Source organism: Nostoc sp. UHCC 0251 (assembly GCF_034932245.1).
GTDB lineage: Bacteria > Cyanobacteriota > Cyanobacteriia > Cyanobacteriales > Nostocaceae > Nostoc.
In genome coordinates this window covers 1-15700 of the sequence record NZ_JAYGHD010000093.1, presented here as the reverse complement: position 1 = coordinate 15700, position 15700 = coordinate 1, and the positions used below count along the sequence as shown (strand labels likewise).

At 41.0% G+C, this 15700-nt stretch carries 13 protein-coding genes; 4 read left to right on the top strand and 9 right to left on the bottom strand.

Annotated elements, in window-relative coordinates; genetic code table 11:
* Positions 1-349: 349 nt before the first annotated feature.
* From VB740_RS12800 to VB740_RS12790, 3 genes are all read left to right on the top strand, one after another.
* On the top strand, positions 350-706 hold the full coding sequence (locus VB740_RS12800) for a hypothetical protein (protein WP_190896616.1): 357 nt from the start codon (positions 350-352) through the stop codon (positions 704-706).
* A gap of 103 nt (positions 707-809) precedes the next feature.
* Entirely contained in the window at positions 810-1832 is a 1023-nt protein-coding gene (locus VB740_RS12795; protein WP_323200375.1) for a spore photoproduct lyase family protein, read from the top strand.
* Between the two features lie 326 nt (positions 1833-2158).
* On the top strand, positions 2159-3640 hold the full coding sequence (locus VB740_RS12790; RefSeq protein ID WP_323200372.1) for a site-2 protease family protein: 1482 nt from the start codon (positions 2159-2161) through the stop codon (positions 3638-3640).
* Between the two features lie 76 nt (positions 3641-3716).
* Here VB740_RS12790 and VB740_RS12785 read toward each other — a convergent pair whose 3' ends face one another.
* The 3 genes from VB740_RS12785 to VB740_RS12775 all read right to left on the bottom strand — a co-directional run bounded on the left by VB740_RS12785 (position 3717) and on the right by VB740_RS12775 (position 6941).
* Complete coding sequence (locus VB740_RS12785; RefSeq protein ID WP_323200374.1) at positions 3717-4970, bottom strand: glycoside hydrolase family 10 protein; 1254 nt, start codon at positions 4968-4970, stop codon at positions 3717-3719.
* Between the two features lie 99 nt (positions 4971-5069).
* Positions 5070-6005, bottom strand: a complete 936-nt coding sequence (locus VB740_RS12780) for a hypothetical protein (protein WP_323200371.1) — start codon at positions 6003-6005, stop codon at positions 5070-5072.
* 432 nt (positions 6006-6437) lie between these two features.
* Positions 6438-6941, bottom strand: a complete 504-nt coding sequence (locus tag VB740_RS12775; RefSeq protein WP_323200370.1) for a hypothetical protein — start codon at positions 6939-6941, stop codon at positions 6438-6440.
* Between the two features lie 836 nt (positions 6942-7777).
* On the opposite strand from VB740_RS12775, the gene VB740_RS12770 reads away from it, so the two are divergent.
* Positions 7778-8443, top strand: coding sequence for a phosphoribosyltransferase (locus VB740_RS12770; protein WP_323200369.1), 666 nt, complete (start codon positions 7778-7780; stop codon positions 8441-8443).
* Positions 8444-8482: 39 nt separating this feature from the next.
* Here the strand turns inward: VB740_RS12770 and VB740_RS12765 are convergent, their stop codons facing one another.
* The 6 genes from VB740_RS12765 to VB740_RS12740 form a co-directional block, all read right to left on the bottom strand.
* The gene (locus VB740_RS12765; RefSeq protein ID WP_323200368.1) at positions 8483-9703 is read right to left on the bottom strand and encodes a calcium-binding protein; all 1221 of its coding nucleotides are present in this window, start codon (positions 9701-9703) and stop codon (positions 8483-8485) included.
* Between the two features lie 336 nt (positions 9704-10039).
* On the bottom strand, positions 10040-10930 hold the full coding sequence (locus VB740_RS12760) for a calcium-binding protein (RefSeq protein WP_323200367.1): 891 nt from the start codon (positions 10928-10930) through the stop codon (positions 10040-10042).
* Between the two features lie 365 nt (positions 10931-11295).
* Positions 11296-11787 carry a hypothetical protein gene (locus VB740_RS12755; RefSeq protein ID WP_323200366.1) on the bottom strand — a complete coding sequence of 164 codons (492 nt, stop codon included), beginning with the start codon at positions 11785-11787 and terminating at the stop codon, positions 11296-11298.
* 710 nt (positions 11788-12497) lie between these two features.
* The gene (locus VB740_RS12750) at positions 12498-12794 is read right to left on the bottom strand and encodes a hypothetical protein (RefSeq protein WP_323200365.1); all 297 of its coding nucleotides are present in this window, start codon (positions 12792-12794) and stop codon (positions 12498-12500) included.
* 406 nt (positions 12795-13200) lie between these two features.
* Complete coding sequence (locus tag VB740_RS12745) at positions 13201-13998, bottom strand: peptidylprolyl isomerase (protein WP_323200373.1); 798 nt, start codon at positions 13996-13998, stop codon at positions 13201-13203.
* Positions 13999-14186: 188 nt separating this feature from the next.
* A partial coding sequence (locus VB740_RS12740; protein ID WP_323200364.1) for an HlyD family efflux transporter periplasmic adaptor subunit occupies positions 14187-15700 on the bottom strand: 1514 nt, incomplete at its 5' end.

The following is a 15700-nucleotide window of genomic DNA, read 5'->3' as shown; positions in this document are numbered from 1 at the left end:
GACGTAGCAGTGCTACGTCTCTACATCCAGATTCATACTTTAATTCAGCAACGCCAATGACCTTTATAGTTTTTCTTCAGTAGTACCCTCAAGGCGAGCAACGCGATTTGGTGAGTGGTGAGAAAGGATGCGATCGCAGATGAGGACATTGAATCAGAGCAAACCCAAGGTTAGAACTTTAACCTAAAAATTGAGTTAGTTGAGCTTGGTCAAACCCCAGAACAAGCCCAAAAGCTGGGAAAGGAAACTACTACTTTGAATTGGGTATAAGCCGTATAGTCTATAGCTTTAAGGTAACTTCTCTAGATTTTACAATATAAGTAAGACATAAAAATAACGCTTCAATTATATGAAAATACTCTCATCAGAACTAGTCCATTTAGGATTTGGCAAATATGTGCGTTCTGATCAAGTAACAGCAGTTATACCAATAGAAGAGGAACGAGGCCCTGGGCGACGAACCTTTGTTCACATTCAAGGGCAAAGCGATCCAATTATCGCCTCTCGCGCTGAAGATACCATCGTGCGTGATTTAGTACAGGAGCCACGCGAGGTTACTCAAGCCCGTCAGCAGCAAGAAATTCTTCAAGATTTATTGGTAAATCTAGGTAATGTTAATTCGACTGTGCGACGAATTAGCCGTGATGAAGGTACTTTGGATCTTGATTTGTTAGAACGACGAATTAAGCAAGTCCTGGAAAATTAATTGCAGAAATCAGCAAATTAAATAACGGAGAAAGATATTGCTGAATACCACTACAGACCAAGTTTCAGTATCAGATACACAAATAAGATCACCAAGGTTGTGGATACCTGAACGGGTACTGTTTACACCTGCTGCCCTAGATGAGGATTGGGGGCAGCAGATTCTTAAACGTGTGCAGTCAATCAACTTACCAATAGAAGAGTTATCACAGAACCGCCTGAAGGGACTACGCGGTGAGTCTAAGCGGGATACTTACAACATCGCCAAGCGTACTTTAGCGGTGGTTGCTGCACCACCCAGTTCTTTTAAACTGAGTCCGATCCCACCTTCTGCGGATTGGCAGTTTCACCTTGCCGAGGGTTGTCCGGCTCACTGTCAATACTGCTACCTAGCTGGTAGCTTGTCGGGGCCACCTGTCATCCGCGTTTTTGCTAACTTACCGCAGATATTAGAGAACTTAGCTAACTACGAGCAACAGGGGAAAACCACCAGTTTTGAAGTTAGCTGTTACACTGACCCATTGGGTATTGAGCATTTAACTGGAAGTCTTGCTGAATGTATCCGTTACTTTGGCACTCGTCCCAATGCACATTTACGTTGGGTATCGAAGTTTGATGCTGTGGATGGATTACTCGATTTACCACACAATGGGCATACTCGCTGTCGGATGAGCGTTAATGCTGCACCGATTTCTGGCAAATTTGAAGGTGGCACAGCATCCGTAGCATCCAGACTTAATGCGTTGCGACGGTTGGCGCTACCACAAGAGCGTGGCGGTGGCGGTTATCCAGTAGGCTTGGTGATCGCGCCAATTATGCTGGTAGACGATTGGCAAATGCACTATAGTCGTTTGTTTGAGCAGATAAACGAAGCACTGGATTTTGACTGTAACCTTACCTTTGAGTTAATCTCGCATCGATTCACACCTGGGTCAAAAGAAGTGTTACAAACTTGGTATCCGCAATCAAAATTAGAAATGGATGAGGCAAAACGCAGTGTCAAGCGTAATAAGTTTGGCGGGACGAAGTACGTTTACGAGAAAGACACAATGAAGGCGTTGCGTAGCTTTTTTGAGAGTGAGATTAGTAGGCGCTTTCCAAATGCTGAAATTCTTTATTGGACTTAGAAGATCACTTCGCTCAAATACAATTTGAGCAAATTAATTATTGGGTAAGAGAGCGATTGATATATTTGCGATCGCTCTCTTTTCATGTTGCTCAAAAGCTGGTGCGTTAGTTAGGCTAAAGCCGTAACACACCCTACTAGCGTGTCTACTGCACCAAGCGATCTGCTGCAAGTCAAGCTATTATAAGTTCGATTTGCCCGATGCCTCGGTTGGGCTACGCACAAAGCGGGATAATTTGGGCAGATTACAGGTGGCGTTATACATTAATAAGTGTATCTGCAATACCGGACTTGTTCTGGCTTAGTCTCAATAGCAAAGGTTTGGAGATGTTTACTTTATCAGAAACTTCTATCCTGGCGGCAATCCTACTGGTAGCTTTAGGCATTTTGGGCTGGGGCTTTTATCGCGCCAGACCTTTTGGTAAACTGGGAATCTTAGCCTGGTTACAGTCGGTGGTGTTGATGACTCCCTGGCTCTTGTTTTTTGGATTGTTTGCCGCAGGGATTTACATCAATATAGCGGGTATATTGTTCTTAGTAGTGACTTCCGCCGGATTGTACGTCTACTTGGGCAGACAGTTACGTGCAGCTGGGCAAGATGCCATCCTCAAGCAACGCGCCACAGAAAGACTCGCTGCGGCTTCCTCACTTGAAGCAAATTCCCCACAACCAAAAGTAGCAGAACTGAAACCGGAGATCCCACCGATACCAGAAGAAGACTTGAATGCAGTTAAAGGTATTTTCGGTATCGATACTTTTTTTGCTACAGAAACGATCGCTTACCAAGATGGAGCCATTTTCAAAGGCAATTTGCGGGGAGAACCAGAAGAGACTCACAACCGTCTAACTGCAAGTTTGCAGCAACGTCTTGGTGATCAATATCGCCTGTTTTTAGTGGAAAATACAGACGGCAAACCAGTGGTAATTGTCCTGCCGAGCCGCAATGATCCCAAGCCGATGTTGCGATCGCAAAAAGCTTTTGCAGGTATTCTGTTGATAGCGACCATTGCCACAAGTTTAGAAGCTGCGGGATTATTGCTGAATTTTGATTTCTTTGGCAATCCTGGGCGGTTTCAAGAAGCTTTGCCCATAGGCGCTGGGATATTTGCGATTTTACTAGCTCACGAAATCGGTCATTGGTTACTTGCTCGGCGTCACCAAATCCGCCTTAGCTGGCCTTTCTTTCTGCCGGCTGTGCAAATTGGCTCCTTTGGTGCAATTACCCGCTTTGAATCTCTGTTGCCCAACCGCAAGGTATTATTTGATATCGCTTTAGCAGGGCCAGCCGCAGGTGGTATCGTTTCTTTGTTAATGCTGGTGACGGGCTTGGTGCTTTCTCACCCAGGTAGTTTATTTCAATTACCAAATCAGTTTTTCCAAGGGTCGATTTTGGTGGGAAGTTTGGCGCGAGTTGTCCTTGGTTCGGCCTTGCAGTCGTCGTTGGTAAGTGTTCATCCCTTAGTGATAATTGGTTGGCTGGGGTTAGTAATTAACGCTTTGAACTTAATGCCCGCAGGACAACTCGATGGTGGGCGCATTGTTCAAGCGATTTATGGACGCAAAACCGCAGGACGAGCAACGATCGCAACTTTAATTTTACTGGCGTTAGTGTCTCTCGGTAATTCTCTTGCCATGTACTGGGCGATCGTGATTTTCTTCTTGCAACGGGATCAAGAACGCCCCAGCTTGAATGAAGTCACTGAACCCGATGATGCTAGAGCTGCTTTGGGGCTTTTAGCTCTATTCTTGATGATTACCACGCTTCTACCCCTTACTCCTGGCTTGGCTGGGCGTTTGGGAATAGGATAGAGAGACGCGATTAATCGCGTCTCTACAAGAGTTTGAAGAATTCTGCCCATCTCCCCACTCCCCACTCCCTACATTTCTACGGTTTCCAACCTGTGAGCAAATTGGGGTAAGCTACGGGTGTGGGGAAAATTTTCTCGAAGCCAGCTTGACGCTCTTGGGGCTTTTCTTTGCTCATATTCCAGAGGGTTTCATAGAAAAAGAAAGAGACTCCAGCGAAATTGCGATCGCGTGCTTTTTGCACTTGTGTCTGAATTTGTTGCATCGGCACAGATCGATTTTTCAACCCAGCCAAAATGCCCACACTCACAGGAATATGGCTTTTTGCGGCTTTCACTTCTGGATACTCTAATTCGCTGATAAAGACATTCAAATCATCCCGATATATCTGCAAAACTAAATCTTCAATGATTCCCATCCGTTCCCATTTCTGCCAGTCTGCTAAAAAGTATTCGTAGGAAAAACGTTGAGGATTAGGAGCAACAGAAACGAGGCAATTTTTTTTAGTAGCTTTAATGGCTGTAAATACCCGTTTCATAAACTCCGTGATTTTATTAGCTCTCCAGCGTACCCATTCTGGATCTTTAGAGTTTTTGGAGGGAGCTTTACCACGGTGTTCTTTTTTGTAAAGTGCCACTGTGTAAGCATCGTATCCTAATTCTGATGGCAAGCCAAAATGGTCATCAAATTGAATACCATCGATATTGTAGTTTCTGACAATTTCAACGATTAAATCTTGAATAAACTGTTGTACTTCTGGGCGAAAAGGATTTAGCCAAACACGATTATGCGTCCCTTCTTTGATAATCCGAGTCCCGTCGCTGCGACTGGTGAGCCATTGGGGACGATTTTTAGCTAATAGAGAATCAGCCGGTGCCATAAAGCCAAATTCAAACCAGGGAATCACTGTTAACCCTTTTTGATGTCCCACATCCACAATTTCTTTGAGGATATCTCGCCCTTTGAGTCCAGGTGTGGGATCGAGCGATCGCCCAATAACTTTCTGTGCAACTTTGCTAGGATATAATGTATATCCCCAATTCCAAACCGCCGGATATATGGTGTTAAAATTGAGTTCATCAAGGCGTTGCAAAGATCCCTTGAGGCGATCGCGCTCAAATAACACATCACTATCAATATTTGTTAACCAAACTCCTCTTAACTCAGATGCTGGTGTTCGCGGCAGATTAACTTGAGCGTTCAAAGGGAACGATAGCATCACCGTCGCAACTACACTCAAGGTAGCTATAACGGCAAAAAAAAGAGACTTTCTACTTTGGCGAATATTCAACCAAGAATGAAACTCAATACACCACTTGACAAACCTTTTCATCATTTAATTACAGACACGATCAAATTATGAGCAATCAGCATGAATAGCGATCGTTTCGATTGTAAGCGCTAAAACAATCGCTATTCATGCTGAGGTTTCTTATTTGGCGTTGGCTATGAGATCATTCCAGGCTTTGACTGCTGCTTGTAAATTCTTTGGCAGGTTATTTTGAGAAATATCGTTGTACTGAACCGTACCCTGTTGGCTGGTAAGAGTGTACGTGATAAAATCAGCAGAACCGCTGGGGGCTGGGTAACTCAGATTTTTGAATTTACTAAATTTAGAACGTTCTAGCGATCGCACAAATTGTTGCACCTTTTGCCCAGAAACGCGGCGAACACTACGCTCTGAATCATTGGCATCACCAATCCGCACCCGAATCAATTGTCCATCTTTGAGTAAAACAGTCTCGTAAGTTCTACCAGCAAAACCACCGCTGGAAATTTGCCGAAATACTACATATTGATCTAATGGTGGTGGTAACTCGCTGACTGGAATTCGTACAGGGGTTAGTGGACTTGAGCTAGCCTTTTCATTTAGCCTGAGTGCGGAACCTGTTTGATTGGTATGATAAACCAAGGTTTGTTCACCAATGCCTACAACCACCCGCCAACCTGGTACCAAAGCTTGGGTACAGAATTCATCAGCATTAGCTAATTCTAAACAGCCATCTTTCCAAGTTTGCTGTTGAAACTCAACGATTCTTAACTGAGAAGTTGGCTGTTGCAAACGTTTGGAGGCGGCTTGCAAAACAGCATTTCTTACAGATGCGGGTAAATTATTTGACCGATTGCTTGAGGGAGTGTTTGCCGAAGCTAAACGTAGCGATCGCTCGTTACTATTGGTATGATAAATCCAGTTTTGTTTGTCATTTAGAAATTTATTGCTTGTTTCTAGCGATAAGTTTGGAGTAGCGCCCGTAGCACCTTTGATAAATGTTAAATCACTAGCAACAGACAAAATTCCAGTCAAAATCAAAACAGTGAAAATCCGCGTTTGATTGGGGTTGAAGTAGCCTTTCAACATAAATTTCATAGCAATATAAGGATTTAGTCAAGAGTTATAAAACTCATAAATAGTATCCAGCCAATAATATATAATGGATATAATTCCAGAACTTCACCACTTGAAATTCATTTAGTATCTCTCTTCTGAAACAGATATCTAGACAGACGCTAATGTACTGATTGTTTGTTCCTTATAGCAATTCTGATTTGAAGGGTGACTGGGTAGCAACACGGCATTGCTCATTATGGCAACTGAAGATAAAAGCCGTTTATTGGAGAAGAGAAGCAACACCGCTGCCTATAAAAATAGCTTACCAGGGAAGTTTGTAATACTTTTTGCCTCGCCTTCGTAAACAAGAATAAAAGTAATTTTATAAAATAATGTAACAAAACTATAGTTTAGGTTTTGCTCTGCTCAACCTAAGGTAATACAAGATTTTGCAAGTAATCTTAAGTAATATTAAGCGCTGATGGCTTGTTGTTCAACTTCAACCAACTGATTCTGAGGTATATCAAATCTAATAGTACTGGCTGCCCAGTCTTTGAAATCTGGTGCTAGCCAGACTAGCTTGCATAGAATTTCTTCATTGATCCACAACACCAAAGGGAACCGGAACTCTTTCCGAAACTGATTTCGCATGATGTTGGTACTAATGATTAATTGGTTAAGTTCCATTACAGATTCTAAACCCCGTATCATCAAAGCTTCGGGTTGAGTATCACCAATCGCAGTTGTAATAGCTGCATACAATGTGTCTGCCGCAGGTGAGAGTAAGATTTCGTGGATGTCTCCTGACGAAAATTCTGTTAACACATTCAGCACTTGCTTCTGCCTTTCAACACAGTTACAACAAGCTAATATCAGTGAGAACTCCCCAGCAGAAACCATCATCGCTCTCGCCAGCCTCTTAGTGGCTGCTGTGCTGCCAGGTGTGTTGTTTTCCGAATTACTTAAGCTGATCATAAAAAAATCCTGCTTTGAATTTTAAAATATCTGAGCAATATTAAGTTATTCTACCCTACGAATTTTTACTTAAAAGTGTTAGGTGGGTAATTTGGATGAGGTTTTTTCTCTAAAACTACGCATTCTCTAACAAAGGTGTATGTTTTGTATTATCCCACACTCACAATTAAAGCATAATGTAAAGGTAGTATTAAAATCATGTAAGCAAAAGATAATGGAAGCATAAGGCAGCAGTTGGCGAATTAGCAATTTAATTCTCACTGTATTTTCATAAATTTTGGCATCTAACGTTGGTTAAGTAATTGATTTTTAATATAAAGTTAAAAAAATGCTCAGTATAAGTTTAACAATAAACATTGGGAAGTGGGAGAAAACTTAACTGGCTACTGGTTTACTGTCGCTTACGGTATGGCTACAAATCATTTTCCCTTGCTAAACAAACCATTTCGGGATCTGTGTAAAGTATTGAGATGTTATCAGTCTAAGATGCGAAAATCTTCCTCGATTAAAATTAACTCATCCGTTTGATAGAACTGGAAATCGAAGATATCGCCTCGTTAGTCAGAGGACACGGAATTTTTAGCTTTCTAAGATCAGATCAGGACAATCTGACATATAACAAGTCATGCATTAAGACAAATCTGGAGGGAGAATGCAACACGATGTCATCTGGTGATCTAGAGCTTGCAATCCTTGCTACTCTGGAAACGCTGGCGTAACGCCTAGCTCTTATATCTATTCTCATCAGAATTTGGTCCGTTGTTTAATGTGGATAGCCAAAGGCAAAAACGTATAAATACTTAATTTTTTTGGAAACTAATCAGGAGTATCACACTATGCTATTCAAAGACCGGAGGTCTGCGGGTCAAGTTTTGGCTAGGGAGTTAGCCGCCTATGCTAACCGCCCAGATGTTCTGGTATTAGGGCTACCAAGAGGTGGCGTACCCGTTGCCTTTGAGGTAGCCGAAGCGTTGAATGCTCCCTTAGATATTTTGGTGGTACGTAAATTAGGTGTGCCTGATCAAGAAGAACTAGCTATGGGAGCGATCGCTTCTGGTGGTGTGCGAATAGTCAACGAATATATTATCAACCTATTGAAGATATCCGACGAAGTAATTGCCAGGGTGGCGGTGCAAGAAGAACGTGAGTTAGAGCGGCGGGAACGGCTTTATCGCAGAAATCGTCCTTTAAGAGATTTACAAGGATGCACAGTCATCTTGGTAGATGATGGTTTAGCAACGGGTGCAACCATGTGGGCTGCTGTTGTGGCTGTGCGAAAACAGCAACCCTCTCAGATTGTGATTGCTGTGCCTGTCGCCGCACCCGAAACTTGCCATGAGTTAGAAGCTGAAGTAGACAAAATCGTTTGTATCTCAACACCTAGTTCTTTCCAAAGTGTTGGTATTTGGTACGAAGACTTTCCCCAAACTACGGATGAAGAAGTCCGTTACTTACTCGCAAAAGCGGCAAAGAATGGTGAACCAGTATCTCTCGGCATGTAGATAAGCTTTGGTTTTTGGGAACATTACTAATAAATTACTCTAAGAAAATATAATCGAATCAGAGCTAAACTGACTAGATTTTACACCTGATAGCAGCAAGGTTTTGTCAGTGTCTCCAGCATCCAAATTGAAAAGTAGACCATTCTTAGTATCGGTTATATTACCTTGAGAAAACATCTTCTTTAACCAAGTGTCAGCCTTAATATTATCCCAACCATTAAGTTCAATCTTATCGATACCAATTTTAAAATCTTGAATTACATCAAACTCTGGTTTCAACAACCTATTGCCACCATCTAAAATATTATCAATACTAACTAGTAAATCTTCAATGACATCAAACTCACCTTTCAACAAGCTATTGACATCAATCTCACCTTTCAACAAGTTATAGCTACGCTTGAAAACAAATGTGTCATAGCCGTCGCCACCAACCAAAACATCATTACCGCTACCACCAATCAGAACGTCATCACCCGAAGCGCCATAAAGTTTATCATTGCCTTGACCTCCACTTAGGGTATCATTACCTTGACCGCCCTCAAGGATATCATTGCCTTCCTCTCCAACCAGGTTGTCATCCCCTAAGCTGGCATAAATTTTGTCTCCACTGTGACTTCCTTCAATATCATCTTTCCCAATCGTGCCATAAATAACATCCTTACCTAAATTGTTGATTAAAGTATCTCCTAAAAATGCAATATTAGTTGCATTCATTTCTACTATTGTTATGTTGGTGTTATCCTTAAAGGTCTTTTGATAACTACCAATGGTCTTTACTATGATCGAGTCCTTATTATTATCGCCGTCAAGATCAATAGTTTGCAACCGATTGTTAATAGTAACATTACCGCTGTTGCTAGACTTGGAATTAGCAATTTCTGAGGAAATTAACTTGCCTTGGATACCAAAATAATCTAATACTTTAGGTTTATTAGGATTTTTGGTGTCTAGTACCAAGAAACCAATTTTCCCCTTAGCCTGGTTATATTCAGTATCAGAATCTTCAATTTCTTTGGCTGTTAGTGCTAAGTCTGCAAAGAAATCGAAAGAGAAGGTTTTTTTAGCGCCAACTTTAAAACTAGCAATCACTTGCATTTCACTCTTGGCACTTCCTGCAAAAGTACCATCTAATCCAATCCCAGTACTATCACCAAAGAGCAAAGAATAAGTCGGGTCATTGTTAAAAACAGCTTTGGCTTGAGCCATAGCTGTAGCGACGCCACCTTGAACCAACGTCTTTACCTGAGTGGCAGTCAAAGTTTCTGAGGGCTTTTGACTATAGTTGGAGTAAAAAGCAGCCCCTTTAGCATTAGCAAAGTTAGGCTTGGGATTAGGAATTGGATTTACGATAGGCTGTAAAAAGAGTGTCTGTGACTGCATGATTAGTTTTTATTTCTCCTGTTATATACTTTGTCTACAAAGATATATGAGTGTATGCAACCCTATCTTGTAGAATTGGGCGTAGCGATACGCCATCGCACAATCTTATAATTTGAACAGTAATGTTGGTTGTGCAGGATAATCGGATCTAAATTACTCTTGTCCCCAACCAAGATATTGTTAACTTCATCCTCTACTGATTACGAGGTATACCTAGCTAATCAGGTCAACGTTTGCTGCAATCGCAATCAGATCATCACCACTAGGAAGTTTTGCAAAAATATAAGTATCAAGGTCACTGCCATTCGATACAGTTCTAAATGTATAAGTCACAGCTGGACTCAGTTCCAACTGATCAATACCCTTCACAAAGCCATAAATAATAGCATAGTCGTCGAAGCCAGCATTTGTATAAAAAGAGCCATTTGCATCCCCAAGCACAAATAGGTCTCTTGCGCCATCGGGAGAAAAATCTGTGATATTGCCGGCTTGGTCAACCGCACCGCCACCTACTAACACATCTCTCTCAAAGCTTCCTTGACCACCGCCAAATCCATTTAGAGTGTCACTACCAGCACCTCCAACGAGAAAGTCCTCAAAGAATCCTTCTGGAGCATCAGGAGATCCGTTAGGGCCTCCACTCAGATTATCATTGCCATCGCCTCCAAATAATACGTCACTACCAACACTTCCATTTAGGGTGTCATCGGCAGCCTGCCCAAAAAGCAAGTCATCCCCAAGACTTCCAAAGAGAATATCATTGCCATCGCCTCCATTGAGGTTGTCATCGCCAAGACCTCCATCGAGGTTGTCATCGCCACTACCCCCATTTAATAAGTCATTGCCGAGACCTCCACTAAGGTTATCCTTACCGCTACCCCCATTGAGGGTATCGTTACCGAAGCCGCCAACCAACCTATCATTGTCAGCTCCCCCATTGAGTAGGGAATTGCCACTGTTACCTGCAAAAATTTTGTCCTTACCGCCTCCACCAGTCAAGGTATCACTACCACTAATACCAAAAATAGTGTAAGCATTAACATTAGTGTCTCCTCCTGGGACACTTAACACATCGTTGCCGTTAGTTCCTCGTAAGATTGGCATATTTTTTATCTCCTAAAGTTGTAAATTTGACTATTATCTAGCTTAAATATTATTTATATTTCTGCTTGATTAATAACTGATAACTAATTACCGAAACTATCTAACCTCTCTAGCATCGCTATTAAATTGGCTATTTTTACGTAGGGGTTGCTTTGCTTTTAAAAAAACTTTTAAATATTTTAAATAAGTTAATTGACTATATCCTTTACCCACAAGAAAGACCGGCAATTAGCAGATTTGGCATAAACACCATAGATGTTTTGTGCTTTACCTGACATTTGGCACTAACAAAAGTTAATTTTGTTTCAAAAAATGAAGCTTAGGAATTAAAAAATAAAAATCCAAAAAGATTAGTAAAAACTACCCTAAAAATAGAATGAACTAATCCCATCCAGGAAACTATCTTGGTATTGAACTAGACTGGTATTAAAACCATCACTTGTTGAATCGAAGCCTGCAAATATCAGGTCTTTAAGGCTGTTATTGTTTGCTGAGATGCCAATACTATTACCTCCAGATGTATTGAAATCAGTGATTACATCAGTAAGCAAAGGAGTAGAAGTTGATCCTTCAAGTACCAATAAATCGTCATCAGCACCTCTGATAAGTGTATCAGTGTCTAAGTCGCCAACGAGAGTATTGTTACCTTTACCTCCCAACAGCAAATCGCTCCCGTCATATCTAATGAAGGAATCTGTGACTTCCACGCTAGTTCTATTCGATTTTGCTCTGGTTACAAAAATTTCTTCACTATCGTTTATGGTCAAACCTGTAGGAGAGGTATTCCTTAGGTTGATGCTACCGCCGGCACCATTTATATTGACGTAGGATAGACCTGTGACATACACACTGCTCATTACATTTTCTCCTTATCCTGCTAGATGGGAAATACCCACTTTACAGATCATGCGAGATTGAAGATCAGCTATGGCACTTGTGATTATAAGCAAAGACGCATTTAATTTTTCAAGCTGAAAATCTCACCGTGAGTTTTTCAAGCCCCAAAAAGCACAATTTAGATGCGCGACAGCTTAGGCTGAACATTGGAGGCGCTAGCATTACTCGACTTGGTATAAACATTGAATGCTACTACGCTAGTGCTACTGAATTTTTCCAAGTTGTAGAAATGGCTATGTAATACCAATGCCTCCGATACCTTCGCCATTCATAAAGGATTTGGCGGTGACACAGGCTTGCTACATTAACGAATAAGTTGAAAAACATCTAAGTTGCATAATCGAATTAAATCAAACTCTCGTGGGATGGGCAACATGAGCGCTTGAATTATGCAAATTAAATGCAAAATAGCTTATCAATTGCCATAAAGACGTAAGCCTTGCAACTGTCTGATTAACTGTGTTAGCATTTACCCAAACTTAGAAAACTGCTGAAAACTACAACTTAATATAGCTTTCAGCAATTTTTTAACATCCAATAGTAAGTAGAGTAGAGTATAAAATAACCCAACAAAACAATTGCTCTGGAGTGTTGGTTTTCATACTCTCTCTAACCTGCTTTTGTTTTTAGGCTTCAGATTAAATAATCCAGTTGGATCAAGTATCAGCCTTTACTCGGCGGTAACAGCAGTACCATTAGCGAAACTTTCAGAACGACCTACTTCGGTTTGTGCACTAGCAACGAGGCTACTGAAGGTTCTTGGACCAGTGGCATCAGCACTAACATTGAATTCAGCAACGTTTCCTTGTACGCCTTCCGAGTTAAGGTTAAATTGCTTGTTAAAGGTTTCAGCAACATCAGTGAAAACTCGTGTTACTGAAACGTTTCTGTTTGTGGTGTCAGTACCAATACCACCGAAAATTTCTTCAGAGGTATTTTCTAAGTAGTTTAGATCAGAAATAATCATTTGATTTTCTCCTGAAAATTGTAAGTTGTTTTAGGAATCTTTGCCTTAACCAATCATTTGTTGGTTATGTAAATACTATAGTTTATTTTTTCAAAAGTCAATCTTTTTTGATAAGTATTTGATTTAAAAAACTAATATGTCTGCAATTTAAAATACTCAAGCATAGTATTAACTAAATATAAAAATAAGCAAGAAAAATTTTAGGCATTAATAGTCTTAAAATCATACCCAGTAATACTTATAGCGATTTAGCTAAATATTTAAAAGCACAAAATTAGTGGATTGCGGACATGCTGACAATCTACTAAAAACAAAAAATCATTAAATTTTAAAAAGGCAATAAATAGCAGATTTAACACTTTTTAAAACTAAAAGCATCTACCCTTAGTTAGGGAAAATTATTACCCTATTTAGTTTGGGTAAATGACGTATCGAAAAGTTCCTCCTGTGATTGCACATTTGCATTCGAGTCTATATGAGTGACAATTTTCATAGCGTTGATTTGTTGCTTTAACCAATCAGAAAATGATTCTGTAATGATTTTTTGGCGCAACTGTTCATCTAGTTGAGGTTGAATGACTTCTTCCACCCAAATTAAATGCACTCCTTTAGGAGTCGTAATCGGTTTGAGAGCTTTTGGCGGTGCAGCAGCAAATACAGCTGCTGCAATCTCCGGACGAAAATCTTTGCGGTATCGGAGTCCTTGATATCCATAAGCACGACGGAGTTCTGGTTCTGGAATATATAAACGAGCAATTTCAGGAAAAATGATTTCGCCTTCTTCGAGCGCATAAAAAAGCTCTAAAGCCAAGTCTCGATCCTCGAAGACGACTTCGTAGGTAACGGCGGCGACATAATCTAGCTGGTGTTCATAAAAGTATTTTTCGAGTTGATCAGAAAATAGATGATTTGCTAACTTCCGCGAAAGGATGTTTTTGTAGGCTAATTCTTCAAACTCATCGACAGACAGGTGGTGTTTTTCTAGCCATGTCCACGTTTCTTTAGCTTTGACAAGCTTTTTAGCAAGCCTTAAGCTATCTCCTTCTTGCTGTAGTTCTTCTGATGTGACTGTAATTCCTAGCTCTTGAGCTGCTTCGGTAATGATGCTTTGCGATGCTATTGCCTCCACCACATCAGGTATCTGACAAGAGAGTTTGAGGCTGTGAATTATATCGGAATTGGAAATTGTCAGATTGTGAGGCATAACATGATATCTCCAATAATTAAGGGCATTGGGCATTGGGCATGGGGCATGGGGCATGGGGCATGGGGCATTGGGCATGGGGCATTGGGCATTGGGCATGGGGCATGGGGCATTGATTATTCTTCTTATTTCCCTTGTCGTATTTCCTAACTCCCGTGTGTAGCTTGCCGCCTTAGGCATTGCTCTGACTAAATTTCTAAACCGCCTTTTTGCAGTTTCTTGAATGGATCTAAAACAAAATCAATCACCCGGCGTTGGCGAATGATGACTTCAGCATTTGCTGTCTGACCGGCACCTAATGGAATACGTTTGTTGCCATTTTCGACATACTGCTGATCTAAGGTGATTTCTAATTCATAGTTTTCGATGTTTCCTTGGGGTGTTTGGGTAATTTTTGAGTCAGGAGAGATCCAAGTAACTTTCCCTGGCACAATGCCATACTCTTGGAACGGATAGGCATCAAACTTGACTTTAACTGGCATTCCTAGCTTCAAAAAACCACTATCCTGATTAGGCATAGTAGCTCTGAGTATGAAATCTGCATTCTTGGGTGCGATTTGGGCAATCCTTTGACCGAGTTGTACTACTGCTCCCGGCTTCGTGGTGGGTAATTCAAAAATCACTCCATGAATCGGCGATCGCACCACTCGTTGCTGTATTTGAACTTTTATAGATATAATCTGGCTTCTAGTCTGAGCGACTTCTGATTGTACTGCTGTTATTTGTGTCTGTAGGTCTTTTAGCTGTTCCTGATTTTTCATCACAGCCAGTTGTCCGGCTTGCATCAAACTTTTATAGCTACTTTGTTCCTCTTGCAGTCGCAGTCTTGCTTGTTTGATATCCGACTCTAACGTTTTGATAGTTACTTGATAACGATTTAGTTCTTCGGCTAAACGGTATTCTGCTTGTTTGATATCTGATACAGCCCTGCTATAGAGTCGTTTACTTTCTTGTTGTTCTTTTTTAAGCTGATCAATTTGGGTTGCAGAAACTGCACCATCGCTAACGAGTTTGCTAAAGCGTTCAATTTGCCTAGAATCTATACCCAAACGGGCTTTAGCCGATTGCTTATCATCATGAGTGGTGTAAATCTGCTGCTGGGCTTGCTTAACTAATGCTTGTTTTTCTAATTTTTGGAGATCATAGCTACTTAATTTGGCATCCAGGTCTTGCTGCGCCTGGTTAACTTGAGCCATTTTTCCTAATTCTTGGAATTTATTTTGTTGCTCTAAGAGGCTAGTTGACATTATGAGTTGATTTTTGAGCAGTTCCAGTTGGGATTGCCGATTTTGTAACCCTTGCAATTTGATCTCGACTTGTTGCAATTCCGTTTGCAGGATATCAGACTCTAGTTCTACTAAAACCTGACCGGCTCTGACTATATCTCCTTCTTTGACCATAACTGTTTTGACACTCCCACTAGCTTGAGCATCTAATTTTTGAGTTGCGCCTTTAGGTTCTATACGCCCTCTAGCGCTACCAGTTTCATCGACTCGTGAGAGAGTTGCCCAAGGTAAGAACAAGCCAGCAAAGGCAATGAGTACATACAATAAACCACGAGTCCAAATTCGAGGTAAGGCATTGAGCAATGCTTCAGTACCATAGTGCAAATCCTGATTGTTACTTTCTGCCTCAACAACTTCTACAGGTTCCTCTTGCTGTGTGTAACCTTGATACTCATTTGGCTCATTTTGAGGAAGTG